Source organism: uncultured Sphaerotilus sp. (genome assembly GCF_963924895.1).
Taxonomy (GTDB): Bacteria; Pseudomonadota; Gammaproteobacteria; order Burkholderiales; family Burkholderiaceae_C; genus Sphaerotilus.
The window spans coordinates 85,978-101,121 of record NZ_CAWURG010000005.1; the positions used below are offsets into that span (position 1 = coordinate 85,978).

General features: G+C 67.7%; 16 protein-coding genes. 5 read left to right on the forward strand and 11 right to left on the reverse strand.

The window, feature by feature from the left end:
• Positions 1-27: 27 nt before the first annotated feature.
• From AABN02_RS02335 to AABN02_RS02355, 5 genes are read right to left on the reverse strand one after another with little or no spacing between them, the layout of a single operon-like run.
• Positions 28-369, reverse strand: coding sequence for a rhodanese-like domain-containing protein (locus tag AABN02_RS02335; RefSeq protein ID WP_338413306.1), 342 nt, complete (start codon positions 367-369; stop codon positions 28-30).
• Between the two features lie 16 nt (positions 370-385).
• Positions 386-1,039, reverse strand: coding sequence for a protein-L-isoaspartate O-methyltransferase (locus AABN02_RS02340; protein ID WP_338413307.1), 654 nt, complete (start codon positions 1,037-1,039; stop codon positions 386-388).
• A 43-nt stretch (positions 1,040-1,082) separates the two neighbouring features.
• Positions 1,083-4,265, reverse strand: a complete 3,183-nt coding sequence (locus AABN02_RS02345; protein ID WP_338413308.1) for an efflux RND transporter permease subunit — start codon at positions 4,263-4,265, stop codon at positions 1,083-1,085.
• A gap of 15 nt (positions 4,266-4,280) precedes the next feature.
• Positions 4,281-5,420: an efflux RND transporter periplasmic adaptor subunit gene (locus tag AABN02_RS02350; protein WP_338413309.1), complete on the reverse strand. Its 1,140-nt coding sequence runs from the start codon at positions 5,418-5,420 to the stop codon at positions 4,281-4,283.
• Positions 5,417-6,091, reverse strand: a complete 675-nt coding sequence (locus AABN02_RS02355) for a TetR/AcrR family transcriptional regulator (RefSeq protein ID WP_338413310.1) — start codon at positions 6,089-6,091, stop codon at positions 5,417-5,419. The genes AABN02_RS02350 and AABN02_RS02355 overlap by 4 nt, the downstream gene beginning before the upstream one ends.
• Positions 6,092-6,222: 131 nt before the next feature.
• Between AABN02_RS02355 and AABN02_RS02360 the strand changes: the two genes are divergently transcribed.
• Genes AABN02_RS02360 through AABN02_RS02370 form a run of 3 tightly spaced genes read left to right on the forward strand, consistent with a single transcriptional unit; the run spans position 6,223 to position 8,312 of the window.
• Entirely contained in the window at positions 6,223-6,849 is a 627-nt protein-coding gene (locus tag AABN02_RS02360) for a hypothetical protein (RefSeq protein WP_338413311.1), read from the forward strand.
• A gap of 3 nt (positions 6,850-6,852) precedes the next feature.
• Positions 6,853-7,932 carry a PHB depolymerase family esterase gene (locus AABN02_RS02365; protein ID WP_338413312.1) on the forward strand — a complete coding sequence of 360 codons (1,080 nt, stop codon included), beginning with the start codon at positions 6,853-6,855 and terminating at the stop codon, positions 7,930-7,932.
• 26 nt (positions 7,933-7,958) lie between these two features.
• Complete coding sequence (locus tag AABN02_RS02370) at positions 7,959-8,312, forward strand: hypothetical protein (protein ID WP_338413323.1); 354 nt, start codon at positions 7,959-7,961, stop codon at positions 8,310-8,312.
• 92 nt (positions 8,313-8,404) lie between these two features.
• Here the strand turns inward: AABN02_RS02370 and AABN02_RS02375 are convergent, their stop codons facing one another.
• Positions 8,405-9,892, reverse strand: a complete 1,488-nt coding sequence (locus AABN02_RS02375; RefSeq protein ID WP_338413313.1) for a DEAD/DEAH box helicase — start codon at positions 9,890-9,892, stop codon at positions 8,405-8,407.
• Positions 9,893-10,337: 445 nt separating this feature from the next.
• On the opposite strand from AABN02_RS02375, the gene AABN02_RS02380 reads away from it, so the two are divergent.
• Positions 10,338-10,475, forward strand: a complete 138-nt coding sequence (locus AABN02_RS02380) for a hypothetical protein (protein WP_338413314.1) — start codon at positions 10,338-10,340, stop codon at positions 10,473-10,475.
• On the opposite strand, the gene AABN02_RS02385 is transcribed toward AABN02_RS02380, so the two are convergent.
• Complete coding sequence (locus AABN02_RS02385) at positions 10,466-11,272, reverse strand: mechanosensitive ion channel family protein (protein WP_338413315.1); 807 nt, start codon at positions 11,270-11,272, stop codon at positions 10,466-10,468. The genes AABN02_RS02380 and AABN02_RS02385 overlap by 10 nt on opposite strands.
• 68 nt (positions 11,273-11,340) lie before the next feature.
• Positions 11,341-11,811 carry a pyridoxamine 5'-phosphate oxidase family protein gene (locus AABN02_RS02390; protein ID WP_338413316.1) on the reverse strand — a complete coding sequence of 157 codons (471 nt, stop codon included), beginning with the start codon at positions 11,809-11,811 and terminating at the stop codon, positions 11,341-11,343.
• Between the two features lie 185 nt (positions 11,812-11,996).
• Here AABN02_RS02390 and AABN02_RS02395 point away from each other — a divergent pair, with 185 nt between their 5' ends.
• Positions 11,997-13,172: a GGDEF domain-containing protein gene (locus AABN02_RS02395; RefSeq protein WP_338413317.1), complete on the forward strand. Its 1,176-nt coding sequence runs from the start codon at positions 11,997-11,999 to the stop codon at positions 13,170-13,172.
• Between the two features lie 36 nt (positions 13,173-13,208).
• Here the strand turns inward: AABN02_RS02395 and AABN02_RS02400 are convergent, their stop codons facing one another.
• From AABN02_RS02400 to AABN02_RS02410, 3 genes are all read right to left on the reverse strand, one after another.
• Entirely contained in the window at positions 13,209-14,162 is a 954-nt protein-coding gene (locus tag AABN02_RS02400) for a TIM44-like domain-containing protein (protein ID WP_338413318.1), read from the reverse strand.
• A gap of 102 nt (positions 14,163-14,264) precedes the next feature.
• A complete protein-coding gene (locus tag AABN02_RS02405; protein ID WP_338413319.1) occupies positions 14,265-14,495 on the reverse strand; it encodes an RNA-binding S4 domain-containing protein in 231 nt (76 codons plus the stop codon).
• 44 nt (positions 14,496-14,539) lie between these two features.
• Positions 14,540-14,863, reverse strand: coding sequence for a YkvA family protein (locus AABN02_RS02410; protein WP_338413320.1), 324 nt, complete (start codon positions 14,861-14,863; stop codon positions 14,540-14,542).
• Positions 14,864-15,144: the final 281 nt, after the last annotated feature.

Below are 15,144 nucleotides of genomic sequence, written 5' to 3' on the forward strand. Positions count from 1 at the left end.
GTCGCTTCCTCGAACTAGAACGGGAACTCAGTACACGGGCACACTCGGATCCACCTGTCGGGACCAGGCATCGATGCCCCCGGCGATGTTATACACCGTGGGGTATCCTTGCGCTTCCAGAAACAGGGCCACCTGCTGACTGCGCATGCCATGGTGGCAGAGCGCAAGGATGGGTTGATCTCGATCGATTTCGGCCAATCTTGCAGGAATTTGCTGCATCGGGATCGTGACCGATGCCGCGTTCGTCAGAACTATCCGTGCAGTGGCCACTTCCCAGGGTTCCCGGACGTCCAGAAGGACCGGTCGCAGGCCTTGTTCCGCACAAGTACGAAGCAGAGCGGCGACCGCATCGACTCGGAGTTGCTGCATGGCCGCGTGTCCTGGTTCAGAACTTGAACGACGAGGGCTGCGCGAAGCCTTCGAGGCGCGGGGCCACGGTGTCGAACAGCACTTCGGTGGTGAAGTCGCGCTCGCTGACGCGGCGCACGCGCAGGGCGCGCATCATCGGCTCGTCGCCCACGACGGCCACGAGCCGGCCACCGACCTTGAGTTGCTGCAACAGGGCCTTCGGCACTTCGGGTACCGAGCCGGACAGCACGATCACGTCCCACGGACCACGGCCGGCGTCGCCGTTCGCGCCGTCACCCTGGCGGACCTCGACGTTCATCACGGCGGCGTGGCGCAGGTTCTCGCGCGCCATCGCGACGAGTTCCGGGCGCTTTTCGTAGGTCACGACCTGCTGCGCCTTGTGGGCCATCAGCGCGGCCATGAAGCCCGAGCCGGTGCCGATCTCCAGCGCCTTCTCGTGGCGGTGCAACTCCAGCTCCTGCAGCAGGCGGGCCTCCAGCCGCGGCGCCAGCATCACCTGGCCGCCAGCCAGCGGGATCTCCAGATCCGTGAAGGCGATGCTGCGGTGGGCGGCCGGCACGAAATCTTCGCGCTTGACGATGGCCAGCAGGGACAGCACCGACTGATCCAGCACGTCCCAGGGACGGATCTGCTGCTCGATCATGTTGAAACGGGCCTGTTCGACATTCATCATCTTGAATTCCTCGGGATCATGCGCAACGAAACCTGCCATTTTAGGAGCTGGCTGTGTCGTCGATCTGACGATCTGCGGCCCGAGGCGCAAATCGGCGGCGCAGCCACGCTGCCAGATCGTCCATGTAGCCATAAATCACCGGCACCACCACCAGCGTCAGCACCGAGGAGGTGATCACGCCGCCGATGACGGCTTGGCCCATCGGCGCGCGTTGCTCCGAGCCTTCCGACAGCGCGAACGCGAGCGGCACCATGCCGAAGATCATCGCCAGCGTGGTCATCAGGATCGGCCGCAGCCGCACCTTGGCCGCCAGCAGCAGGGCCTCGGAGCGCTCCAGCGGCTGCCCCGTCACCTCGCCGGCGCGGGCACGGATGGCGAAGTCCAGCAGCAGGATGGCGTTCTTGGTCACCAGCCCCATCAGCATCACCACGCCAATGATCGAGAACAGGTTCATCGTCGAGCCGAAGGCCAGCAGTGTCAGCACCACGCCCACCAGTGTCATCGGCAGCGAACTCATCAGCGCGATCGGCTGCAGGAAGCTGCGGAACTGCGAGGCCAGGATCATGTAGATGAAGACCACGCCCATCGCCAGCGCCGAGACCGCGTAGCCGAAGCTCTCGGCCATGTCCTTGGTCGAGCCGCCGAAGCGCCAGCGCATCCCGGGCGGCAGCGTCTGCGCTTCGAGCACCCGGCGCACGTCGGCCGACACCTCGCCGAGCGAGCGGCCGTAGACATTGGCGGTGATCTCGACCTCGCGGGTCAGGTCGCGGCGGTTGATCTGGTTGGCGGTGCTGTCGGCGCGCACGTCAGCGACCTGGCCCAGCCGAACGAGGCGCGGGCTGCCGTCGGCGTTGCTCCCGGCGACCAAGGTCAGGCGCTGCAGATCGCCGACCGCATCGCGGGCTTCGGGGGCCAGCCGCACCTTCACGTCGACATTCAGGTCGTCGCTGGCGCGCCAGTTGCCGATCGTCTGGCCAGCCACCAGCGCGCGCAGGCTGCTGGTGACACTGCCCACGCTCAGACCCAGGTCGGCCGCGACGTCGCGTCGCACCTCGATCGCCACCGTCGGCTGGTTCGGCTTGGCGCTGGTGTCCAGATCGACCAGACCCGGGATGCCGCGCAGCTGGTCGGCGATGGCCGCACTCTGGCGCTGCAGTTCGGCCAGATCGCTGCCCTGGATCGACAGCTGCAGCGGCTTGTTGCCCCCGACCGCGTCGAGCAGGCCGACGTGCGTGACCGTGATGCCGGGGATGTGCGACAGCCGTTCGCGCAGCGGGCCGGTGAGCTGGTCCTGGTTGAGCGTGCGCTCTTTGCGGTCGACGAGGCGGATGTAGATCTGCGCGTAGATCTTGCCCTGCGCCTGGCCGGTGTTGATCGTCGCCAGCGTGTAGCGCACCTCGGGCCGCTCGCGGATGATCGCCTCGACCTCGCGCACCTTGCCTTCGGTCACTTCCAGCGAGGAGCCGACCGGCGTGTTGAAGCTGACGAAGGTTTCCGAGTAGTCCGCCTTCGGCACGAACTCGGTGCCCAGGGACTTCACCAGCGCGAGGCTGGCGATGAAGGTGGCCAGCGCGAGGCCGAGGGTGGCCAGCGGGTGGCGCAGCGACCAGCCGAGCGCCGACTGGTACAGCCCGCTCAGCCCGTGCGAGAAACGGTCCACGGCGTGCGTGACGCGGCCGAGCGTGTGGTCGTAGAGCGTGCGCGGCTGGAAGGGCTGGCCTTCGCTGTGGATCGCCGGGTCGTGCCAGAGGGAGCTGAGCATCGGGTCGAGCGTGAAGCTCACGAACATCGAGATCAGCACGGCGGCCACGATCGTGATGCCGAACTCGTGGAAGAACTTGCCGATGATCCCGCCCATGAAGCCGATCGGCAGGAAGACCGCGACGATCGACAGCGTGGTGGCCAGCACCGCCAGCCCGATCTCTGACGTGCCGTCCAGCGCGGCGTCGTGCGCCGACTTGCCCATCTGCACGTGGCGCACGATGTTCTCGCGCACGACGATGGCGTCGTCGATCAAGAGGCCCACGCACAGGCTCAGCGCCATCAGCGTGATCATGTTGATCGAGAAGCCGAAGAGCTGCATGAACAGGAAGGTGCCGATCAGCGCGATGGGCAGCGTCAGGCCCGTGATGACGGTCGAGCGCCAGGAGTTCAGGAACAGGAAGACGATCAGGATGGTGAGTGCGGCGCCTTCGAGCAGCGTCTGGCGCACGTTGTTGACCGAGACGCGGATCGGCCGCGAGCTGTCGCGCACGATGCTGAGTTCGACGCCCGGAGGAACCTCGCCACCGGCCTGCACCGCTGCGAGCGCCTTGTTCAGGCCGTCCACCACCTCGATGGTGTTTTCGCCCTGTGCCTTCTGGACTTCGAGGGCGATGGTGCGCTGGCCGTTGTAGAGGGCGAGCGTGTCGATCTCTTCCGGGCCATCGACGACGCGGGCGACCTCGCCGAGCCGGACCAGCACCGCGCCGCGGCGGGCGACGACGAGCTGCGCAAAGTCTTCCGGTCGCTGCACCCGGCCGCGGATCTGCACCACGCGCTCGCTGTCGGCCGAACGCAGCGTGCCGGCGGGCAGGTCCTGGTTCTCGGTCTTCACCGCCGCCATCACCTGCTCGGCGCTGACGCCGGCCGCTTCGAGCTTCTGCGGATCGAGGTAGAGGTTGATCTCGCGCCGCACCGCGCCGACCAACGCCACCGAGCCGACACCGCGCGCGTTCTCCAGCCGCTTGCGCAGCGTCTGGTCGGCCCAGGTCGAGAGCTGCACGGCGTTGACCTTGGACGGATCGGTCGCGCGCACGGCCAGCGTCCAGATCGGCCGGCTGGCCGGGTCGAAGCGCTGCACCTTGGGCTCTTTCACCTCCTCGCGCAGCAGCGGCTTGAGCACGGCCAGCTTCTCGCGCACGTCGTCCGCGGCCCGGCGGCTGTCGAGGTCGAGGTTGAACTGGACGATGACGACCGAGGTGCCCGAGTAGCTGCGCGAATTGATCTGGTTGACGCCGGCGATGGCATTGACCGCTTCCTCGACCTTGCGCGTCACCTCGGTCTCGACGATCTCGGCCGAGGCACCGGGGTAGTCGATGCTGACCACGACGGTCGGGAATTCGACGCTCGGGAACTGGTCGACCTTGAGCCGCTGGAACGAGAACAGGCCGAGCACGACCAGCGCCAGCATGGCCATGGTGGCCATCACCGGGTTGGTGATAGAGACGCGTGTGAACCACATGGTGGGGGGCTCCGCTCAGCGCGCCGCGGCGACCAGCCGGGCGGGCGTGCCGTCGCGCACGGTGCCGAGGCTGCCGCGCAGGATGCGGTCGCCGTCGCGCAGGCCGTCGGTGATCTCGACCGATTCGACCCGGTCCACCAGCCCGCGTGCGCCGGTCTTCACCGTGCGGCGGCGCAGCGCCTGTCCGTCGAGCACGACCACGTAGGGCAGGGCGTCGTCGAGCCGCACCGCCGACAGCGGCAGGCTCAGCGCGCGGCGCTGCTCCAGCGCCACCGTGCCGCGGGCGAACAGGCCCACGCGCAAGCCCGGTGCCGGCTGCAGGCTCAGGTAGACCAGCACGGCGCGGGTGCCCGCCTGCGTGGCCGGATTCAGGCGCACCACCTGGGCGCTGACCGGGTCGGTCAGTCCTTCGACGCTCAGCTCGGCGGTTGCGCCGGCGCGCAGCGTGCCGGCGTCGGCGGCGGGCAGGGCGGCTTCGAGTTCCAGCCGGCTCAGGTCGACCACCTCCAGCACGCGGGCGTCGATGGCAACCCGCTCGCCCGGCTGCGCCAGCCGCTGCGAGACCGTGCCGTTGATCGGCGACCGGAGCACGGTGTCGGCCTGCGCCTTGCGGGCCAGATCGGCCGCGGCGAGGGCAGCCTGCAGGCTGGCTTGCGCCGCGGCGTGGTTGGCGACCGAGGTGTCGAGCGCCGTCGCGGAGATGAAACCCTGCTCGACCAGCGCGCGGTTGTTGTCGAGCTGGCGCCGGGCGATGTCCACCTGCGCGCGGGCGGCTTCGGCCTGTTGCACGGCCTGCTTCACACGCAGTTCGAACTCGGTGGCGTCGATGTCGCCGACGACCTGACCGGCGCGCACGCTGTCGCCTTCGCGGGGTTCGAGGTGGCGCAACTCGCCCGCGACCTTGGCCTTGACGATGGCCGTGCTGACGGCCCGCACGCTGCCGGAGAGGGCCTGCGTGCGCAGCAGGTCGGCCACCTGGGCGGTGACCAGATCACGGTCGCGCAGGTCCAGTGCGGCCACCGCGGCGGAGGCGGCCGGGGGCGCGCTGGGTGGCGAGGCAGACGACTCGGATCGCCGACCTTGCACGAGCCGGATGCCCAGTACCGTGGCGACGACGACCAGCGCGACGAGTGCGAACTTGACGGAACGGTTCATGGTGTGGGCGATGTGGGGGGCACAGGGGCGCGCAGGCCGCCCAGCAGCAGCTCGATGTGCTGGCGGATGAACTGGTGCGGCGCCTGCACCAGCGGATCCACGGCGCCACAGGCGCCGAGGGAATGTTTGTGGATGCACAGCATCACCATGGGCAGCACCAGCGAATGCACCACCCCGCCGACGTCGACCGGGCGGAACTCGCCGCGGTCGATGCCGCGCTGCACCACGCCGCCGATCAGGTTCTGGCCCGGCTCCACCACCTCGCGGACGTAGAACTCGGCGATGTCCGGGAAATTGCGCACCTCGGTGATGATGAGCTTGAACACGCCGGAGGCGTCGCTGTCGATCACGCCCTCCCACCAGCGGGAGAGCACCTCCAGCAGCAGCTCGGCGCAACTGCCCTGGTGCTCCGCCACCTGGCGCGCGCCTTCGGCGATCTGGCTCGACAGGCGCTGCGCGATGACGGCCTTGAGCAGCTCTTCCTTGCTGGCGTAGTAGAGGTAGAGCGTGCCCTTGGACACACCGGCCCGGGCCGCGACCTCGTCGGTCCGCGTGGCGGCGAAGCCCTTTTCCACGAACAGGCTCAATGCGGCATCCAGCAGTTCCTGCGGGCGTTCCGCCTTGCGCCGCTGGTGCGAGGGGGTGGAGGTGGGCTCGGGGAGGAGGGTCAAGGGCGTGGGTGTTAAGTGACTAACTGGTCAGTAATATAGTGCGTCCCGATGATCCGGGTCAATCAGGATCGGCCGCAGCGCAGGCTGGCCTGACTAGAATGGGCTCGACGATCTGTCCTGGGAGTGCGTACATGCCTGTTGAACCGACCGTTTTCCCTGTTCGCACGCTGGCCAGGAGCGACCGCCGCCTTTGCCTGCGGGGCGGAGCGGCTCTGGCCCTGCTGGGTCTGTCTGCCAGTTGGACTGGCTGTGCCACCAGCGGTCCGCGCGAATTCACGCTGAGCGAACGGCAGATTCTCGCGGCACTGTCCGAACGATTTCCCGCCAACCGGCGGGTGCTGGAGGTCTTCGACGTGCGGCTGGCCTCGCCCCGGCTGAAGCTGCTGCCGGCCGAGGACCGGCTGATGCTGGGCTTCGACCTCGGCGTGCAGGAGCGCCTGATCACGTCGCGCCTGTTCAAGGGCAATCTCATGTTCAGCAGCGGACTGCGCTTCGACGCGGGCGACGCGACGGTCCGGCTCGACCGGGTGCGCCGCGAGAACTTGTCGATCGACGGCCTGCCGAGCCTGCTGTCGTCGAATGTGAACCGCTGGGGCGGGTTGCTGGCGGAGGAGCTGCTGGAGGGCACGGTCGTGCACACGGTCGACCGTGCCGCGGTCGACCAGGCGGCCCGGCAAGGCTGGCGTCCCGGCGCGCTCAAGGTGACGGAGGGCGGTGTCAAAGTGACACTGGAACCCATCCGCGCCCAGGGCGCCTGAAGGATGGCGCGCCGCCCCGTCAAGCTCTCCCCGTTGCTGGCCTCGACCCAGCGATTGACCACCGCCGCTGGCAAGATGGTGCAGCGCGCAGTGAAGAAGGCCGTGAAGCAGAGCGTCCGCAAGGCGGTCCAGCAGATCGGCCTGAACACCAAGGCCCATGCGCCACCCAAGACCGGTGATTGGTCGTCAGGGCTGGTGTTCGGCCCCGCCGGTGCGAGGCGCTACCGGTTCTACCTGCCGCCGGGCCTGCGTGCCGGTGCGGCGGTGCCGCTGCTGGTGATGCTGCACGGCTGCAGCCAGGACGCCGAGGGCTTCGCCGCGCTGACGCGCATGAACCGCCTCGCGGCGAAACAGGGCTTCGCCGTGCTCTACCCGGAGCAGGACCGGCTGGCGAATCCCCAGGGCTGCTGGAACTGGTACGGCACCCGCTCCCACCTGGCCGACGCCGAAGCCGCCACGCTGCTGCTGGCGCTGGACCAGGTACTGCGCCTGCATCCGCTGGATGCGGCGCGGGTGGCCGTGGCGGGGCTGTCCGCTGGCGCCAGCATGGCCGCGCTGTTGGCCGCCCGCGCGCCAGACCGGTTCGTCGCGGTGGCGATGCACTCGGGCGTGCCGCCGGGATCGGCCGACTCGTCGCTGTCGGCCATGCGCGCGATGTTCGGACGCGGGGGGACTCCGGACGAACCGGGTGCCGCCGCCGCGCACTGGCCGCCCTTGCTGGTGCTGCACGGCACGATGGACTTTGTCGTGTCGTCGAACAATGGCGTGGATGCCGCGACGCTCTGGGCAACAGCGCTCGGTGCACGGGCGACCGCGGAGCGCACGGTGCAGCGCGGCCAGCGGCGGGCGTTGCGCATCACCGACTACCGCGTGGGGCGGCGGGTGGTGGTGACGCTGGCGCTGGTGACGGGCATGGGGCACGCCTGGAGTGGCGGTGCCAAGTCGCTGCCCTTCAGCGATCCGACCGGGCCGGACGCCTCCGCGCTGATCTGGGCCTTCGTGCGCCGCCAGTTTCCGCGCCAAAAGGGGCGCCCGTCAGCGCAGGTCCGTGCTGGCACGTTGAAGAGGTCTGTTCGACCATAACGGCGCCGCTGTGCGCCGTGACCGCCATGACAACGACCAAGGTGACTTTTCCGGTGCGACGTGCGCTGGCCGTGACGATGCTGGTGTTCGGCACCGGGCTGGCCGGCTGCGTGGTGGCGCCCTATCCGCATCAGCGAGGCTATGAGGATGGCGGCGTGGTCGTGGTCGAGCCGCCGCCGGTGCGCATGGAACGACCGGGTCCGCCGCCCGCCGTCGGCTACCTCTGGATCGAGGGGTTCTGGAACTGGTCCGGCGGGCGCCATGTCTGGATGCCCGGGCACTGGGAGCCGCAGCGCCAGGGGCAGCGCTGGGAGCCGCGACGCTGGGAACGTGGCCAGCGCGGCTGGGAGCGGCGCGGCGGCGAGTGGCGCGGGCACTGAGTCACACCGCGCTGCAGACGAAAAAAAACCGGCCATCACTGGCCGGTTTTTTCATGTCCTGGCGGCTTGCGCCGCCGGGATTCGATCCGCGCTCAGCGCGGACCGTTGCTGCGCGGACGCATGGCCGGGCGGCCAGCACCGAAACCGCTGCGCGGGGCGCCACGGTCGTTGTCGAAACGGGGCGCGCTGCGCGGAGCACCGCGGTCGTTGTCGAAACGCGGGGCATCGCCACCACGCGGGCCGTCGAAACGGCTGTCCGGACGCGGACCGTCATGGCGCGGAGCGCCATAGCCGGGGTTCGCCCCACGGTAGCCACCGCCAGGAGCGCCACGGCCCGGGGCACCACGGAACGGCGGACGACCACCTTCACGCATCGGGCCACGGTTCGGGCTCATTTCCGGTGCCGGACGGGTCGGCTCGAGACCTTCGATGATGCCGATCGGGATGGAACGGGTCGTGAACTGCTGGATGCGGCGGATCATCGACACGTCACGGCGCTCGGCCAGCGTGATGGCGCGACCGGTGCGGCCAGCGCGGCCGGTACGGCCGATGCGGTGCACGTAGTCCTCGGCCTTCATCGGCAGACCGTAGTTGATGACGTGGCTGATGGTCGGCACGTCGATGCCGCGGGCAGCGACGTCGGTGGCCACCAGGATGCGCAGCTCGCCACGGCGCAGGGCCATCAGCGTGCGGGTGCGGCGGCCTTGCGGCATGCCACCGTGCAGCGGCGCCACGGCATGGCCGAGGTCGTACAGGCGGGCGGCCAGATCGTCGGCGTCACGCTGCGTGCTGGTGAAGATCACCGCTTGCTGCATGTCCTTGTCGGTCAGGATGTGCTCCAGCAGCGCGGACTTGTGGTCCAGGCTGTCGGCCCACAGGAGCTGCTGCTCGATGCTGGCGTGGTTGTCGGTGTGGTTGGCGATCTCGATGCGCTGGGCGTCGTCCTTGAGGATCTGGTCGGCCAGACGGCCCACCTGACCTGCGAAGGTGGCGCTGACCATGACGGTCTGGCGCTCGGCGGGCAGCGATTCGGCGATGCGCTCGATGTCCTCGATGAAGCCCATGTCCAGCATGCGGTCGGCTTCGTCGAGCACCAGCAGTTCGACCTGGCCGAGGATGGCCTTGCCGCTGTCGAGGTGGTCGATCAGGCGACCCGGGGTGGCGATCAGCAGGTCGAGCTGACCACGCAGTGCGGCGAGCTGGGCGCCGTAAGGCACGCCGCCGACGACGGTGGCCACACGCAGACCCGGGACGTGACGACCGTAGGTCATCGCCGCCTTCGAGACTTGCAGGGCGAGTTCACGCGTCGGGGTCAGGATCAGGACGCGGGGGCCCTTGTTCGGCTGGAAGCCCTTGACGCCACGTGCAGCAGCGTCGGCACGGGCGGCGAGCACACGCTCCAGGGCGGGCAGGACGAATGCAGCCGTCTTGCCGCTGCCGGTGTTGGAGCACACGCGCAGATCGGAGCCGGCGAGGGCGGCGGGAATGGTCTGTGCCTGCACTTCGGTCGGGGTCTCGTAACCGGAATCGGTCAGGGACTTCAGCAGGACTTCGTTCAGGCCAAGGGTATCAAAGCTCATGGGTTCTCATCTGGCACCGTCGATGGGCGCCGTTCAGGCTAGCGCTGTCAGCACAACACGTGCGACAAACGCAATGGCGGGCCAGCGTCCATGAGGCGTCATCCGTCAACGCGCCACGCTCGCAGCTTCAAAGGGGTGGAGAAATAGCCCGCCCGGGTCGAACAGCATCGCCGCCGACCGCGCCTACAGCCCCGCAAACAAGATCCTGAACAACATCAGGATTCGAATGCCGGAGGGATGAGGGGAAAGAGGAAGGTCAGAGGGGATGAACGAAACAGCTGTGCCTGTTGTCGTTGCTGCCATGCGAAGGTCGGTGAAGACGTCGCGGCAGTTGCGTCAGAGACAGCAGCTGCGATTGTAGCGTATTCCCGGAGTTGATGTTGCGCCGCATCATCAAAATGAACACAGAATGAGTCTGTGGTGTAACCGTCGCTGGCGAGTGGCGTTGATTGCCCACGACGGCAAGAAGCACAAGATGGTGCTGCTGGCTGTGCCGTGCGCCACCATCGTGAGCACGGCACGCCTGCTGCTGCGGCAACTGGCCAGCCAGCTGGCCGCAGCGCCTGTGGCCAATCAGCTCTGAACCACCTTGTGGTAGGCCGCCGGCACCGGCCAGCCGGCTTCCTGGCAGACCTTGATGATGGCTTCGTTGGTGTCGAAGTAGACCTGCCAGTAGTTGTCGGTGTGCGTGTACGGGCGCACCGAGATCACCGGGCCTTCGAGCTTGAAGTCGAGCAGGTTGACTTCAGGCGCCGGGCTGGCGACCACGTTCGGGATCTTGGCGACCGCCGCCTTCAGGCGTGCGATGGCGTCCAGCGGATCGACACCCTGCGCCAGCTGTGCGGTGCGCTCGACGCGGCGCGAGGGCAGCGCCGAGAAGTTCTGTACCGTGTCGCCGAAGACCTTGCCGTTGCCGACCAAGGTCATGACGTTGTCCGGGGTGATGATCGTGGTGGCGAACAGACCCAGTTCGTGGACCGTGCCGGTCATGCCGCCGATGCTCACGAAGTCACCCACCTTGAACGGGCGCAGCACCAGCATGAAGGCGCCGGCGGCGAAGTTGCCGAGCATGCCGCTCCAGGCCGCGCCGATCGCCACACCGGCGCCAGCCAGCATCGCGGCGAACGAGGTGGTCTGGATGCCGAAGTAGCCCAGGATGCCGAGCACCAGGGTGATGTTCAGGGCGATCGTGATGATCGAGCCGAGGTACTTGGTCAGCGTCGGGTCGATCGAATTGCGGTTCATGCCCGCCTGGATCAAGCCCACCACCTTGCCGATCAGCCACCGGCCCACGATCCAGAAGGCGATCGCCGCCAGGATCTTGATGCCCAGGTCCAGAGCCGTCGTGCTCAGGAAGTTCTGCATCGCTTGCATGTCCATCGCGAAGTTCCTCAGTCGCTAAGTGCAAAATTGCACAATGCAACTGTGTATTAATTCCGGAACCAAATCTACCTCCTTTGGTCGGGGTTATTGCCCATCATCTCCAGCAGGCGTGTCTGGTCGATCGTGCGGGCCGCGCCGAAACCGGCCACGTGCCGCGCCTGCAACGGACGCAGGCGCACCCACCGGAAGTCGGGCAACTGCGTGAGCAGTTCTGCGGCAGGGTGACGGGCCAGGTAGATGTCCTGCGCACTGCGCGCTTGCGCGGAGTCCGCGATCGGCCAGTCGGCTTCGACATCCAGGCTGACCCGGGCCAGGGCGTGCACGTTGTCGGCCCGGTCCTCGCTGTCGCAGATGAGCAGGCTGGCGCGCGGATGGGCCTGCAACTGCCGCGTGTGTGCGGCGAGTCCGCTGATGAGGATCACGAATGCGCCGCCGGCTGTGTCGAAGGCATAGGGCACCATCGACAGGGCGACCTCCCCGCTCTCCGTCAGCGTCCCCAGTGCGGCCGTGCTGCGTCCGCGCAACAGGGTCAGCAACTCACCGTCCAGACGTGACAAAGGCAACGATGGCGCCGGTGCGAAGGAATTGGGAGGTGTCGAGGGTGCCATGGAGATATTTTCAGTTCAGGCTGATGGATACTGCGTGACGGCCACAAGGCATGCAGGAGACACGCGGGGCGGGGGGCAACGCGGCACCACAGCAGCTTGTCGGCCAGTGCAGTATGACCATCATCCATTTGCCGACTGTCCTGATCGCCTTGGTGACTGGCTACGCCATGCTTGTGCTGGATCTGTTTCTGGCGCGTCGCTCGCTCATGGCCGACAGACCCGAGTTGCGCACCTGGGCCTACGGCAGCTTGCTGCTGCTCTTGGGCTTCTTGGCCATTCCGCTGCGACACTGGATTCCGCTGGGTCCTGGGATTCTGCTCAGCAACGGTCTGATGGCGATGGGACTCACGGTGTATGGCCAGGCGCTGCACCAGTTCGTCTGCCAGCGGAACCTGCCGCGTGCCACCAAGATCCTCTTTGGCAGCGGACTGTTGCTGATGGCCTGGACGGTTCTGCACCCAAAACCCTACGCCTACTATGCGGCAGTGGCCAGCTTCTGGTTCGCGTTGCTGCTGGTTCCCAGTCTCCAGGTCCTTTGGCGAAATGCTTGGAAGCTTGAACCGTCCTTGCGGTCCATCTCCATCATGTTGGGCGTGTGCTGTGTCGCGCTGACGGCGCGCGCTGCACATGCTCTGGTGGAACCGGACCGCTATGTCGATCTGTTGCAGCCCGGATGGACGCAAGGCCTGACGCTCATGACGGCATTTCTGGCGTTGATCGGAGTCAGCTTCGGCTTTCTGCTGGCCAACTTCGAGCGCACGCAGCGGCAGATGGAACAACTCGCCTCGCACGACGAGCTGACGGGTTGCTACAACCGGGCAACGGCTCGGTCGATGCTGGACCACCTGCTCGACCGCTGCCGGCGCGAGCGCACACCGATGGCACTGGTGCTGCTCGATCTGGACCACTTCAAGCGGGTGAACGACGAGCACGGCCATCTGGTCGGTGACCTGGTGCTGCGGCGATTTTCCGAGGCGGTGCGCCTGCGCCTGCGGGCGTCGGACGTGTTCGGCCGGATGGGCGGCGAGGAATTCTGCATCGGGCTGCCGCTGACGGACCGGGCCGGCGCGCTCGAACTGGCCGAGGATCTGCGGCAGACCATCGCGTCGCTGTCGATGCCCGGGCGGAACGGGCTGCCCCTGCAGATCACCGTCTCGGTCGGGGTGGTGGCCATCGGCACGACCCAGCTGGAGGATCTGGGCACCACCGTGGAATTGCTCTACGGGGCGGCCGATGATCTGCTCTACCGTGCCAAGCACCTCGGGCGCAACAGGGTCATGATCGCCTGAGTGCGCCCGACACCGGCACACCGTGCCGGCCGTGGGTCAGCCTGCTTGCTGGATGCCTGCGATCGCCCAGTTGCGGCTGCGGTCGCTCGGCTGGATCAGGTGCCAGACCTCGTCGAATGGCGCCGCCTGTGCACCGGCTTCTTCGCGGATCAGGCCGGTGTAGCGCACGCTGACCACGTCGCGCTGTGCTTCACGGTCGAAGTCGATGATCTCGGCCCGCACCTCGACCACATCGGTTTCCTGCGCCTTGCTGCCGCGGTCCTGCAGGTCGGTGCGGATGCTGGCGAACATCTCGGGCGTCGTGAACTCGCGCAGATCGTTCAGATCATTGCGGTCATTGGCGGCCTGCATGCGGATGAAGATCATGCGGGCGATGCGCTCGAAGCCGGGGCGGTCGAAATCCGCCGGCAGGCTCGCTGCAGCTGAAGCCGATCCCGCCGGGGAGAAACTCGCCGCGGCACTGCCCGGAGCACCGGCACCCACCGAACCGGGCCAGCTCACGCTGTGCGCCGTCCGTTGCGCCGGGGTGTCCGCCTGCGCCGTGCCGAAGGCCGGGCCTGCGCCCGCACCGGCCATGGCCGGACGCGAACCGTTGCCGGCCGAGCGGCGCTTGAACCACGCGAAGGCGGCCAGCGCTGCCATGACCAGCAGGGCGATCATCAGGAAGTTGCCGAAGGCTTCACCCATGCCGAAATGGCTCATCAGGGCGGCAATGCCGAGACCCGCAGCCAGACCGGCGAGCGGGCCCATCCAGGAACGCTTGCCCGCGGCTGCTGCACCCGTCGCGGCGGCACCGGCCATCGGCGCGGTCGGTGCGGCCTGCTGCGGGGCCTGCGCCGGCGCGTTCTGCATCGGGGTGCTGCGAGAAGGCAGGCTGCGCTGCATCCCGGAAGACCCGCCGCTGCCGAGGCGCTTGGCCTCGGAGAGCGCAGGAGCCAGGGCCGTGCTCAGGGCCAGCACACACACCGCGGTACGCCAGAATCGGTTCATCATTTCCTCTAGGGTGGACATGGTTGGGCGGAAATGCCCGTGGACCACATTGAGAGTGTCCGTCCGCCGGAAAGTTCCGGCGACCGGACCAGGGCTGAAGCTTCAGAGGGCCGGGGCGTGGACGCGGATGCGCGTGTGCGCCATCTCGACGGTCACCACCTGACCTGCGCGGATCTTGCAGGTCTTGCGTGATTCGGGCTGGCCGTCGACCTGCACCTGGCCATCAGCGACCAGGGTCTTGGCAGCGCCGCCGCTGTGCGCGACGGCGGTGGCCTTGAGCAGGGCATCCAGGGGGATGAACTCGCCGCGGAGTTCGAAGTCGATCAGGTTCATGGACCCGATCGTACGTCAGCGGCGCAGGTCCTGTCGCCGGGACCTCAGTCGACCACGCGCACCGTCGTGGGACGGCCTGGTTTGTCGACCGACTCGCCGCGGGCACGGCGTTCGGCGTAGTCCCGGATCGCCGCGGGCAGGCGCTTCAGCAGCCAGCGCATGGCCAGCGGGATCAGCACCAGGTCATCGACGACACCGATCACCGGCAGCACGTCCGGGATCAGGTCGATCGGCGACAGCAGGTAGGCGACCATGCCAACGACACCGACCTTGAGCCAGCCGGGCGACTGCGGATGCTGCAGGGCGTACCAGAGCACCCGTGCATCGACCTTGACCAGGGTCCACACCACCGCGATTCGTTTCCACATGTTCCACCTCCGGGACGGACGACGAGCGTCCTGATTCTGCGACATAAAACCGCCCGGTACCTGAACTGGGTTCACGCTCAGAATCCCCGGGGCCAGTCCTTAACGCAGGACCGGCCCCGGGGATGACCCGGACGAAGCGACAAGCCCCGGGGTTCAGCCCGGGGTCGAGCGTTCAAGCCGGGACGGCTTGTCAACCGACATGTATGGAAATACAGTTGCCGGATGGAAGCCGTGAAGACCCTCAAGCTGCGCATCAAGGACAAGCACGCTGGCGTGCTGTC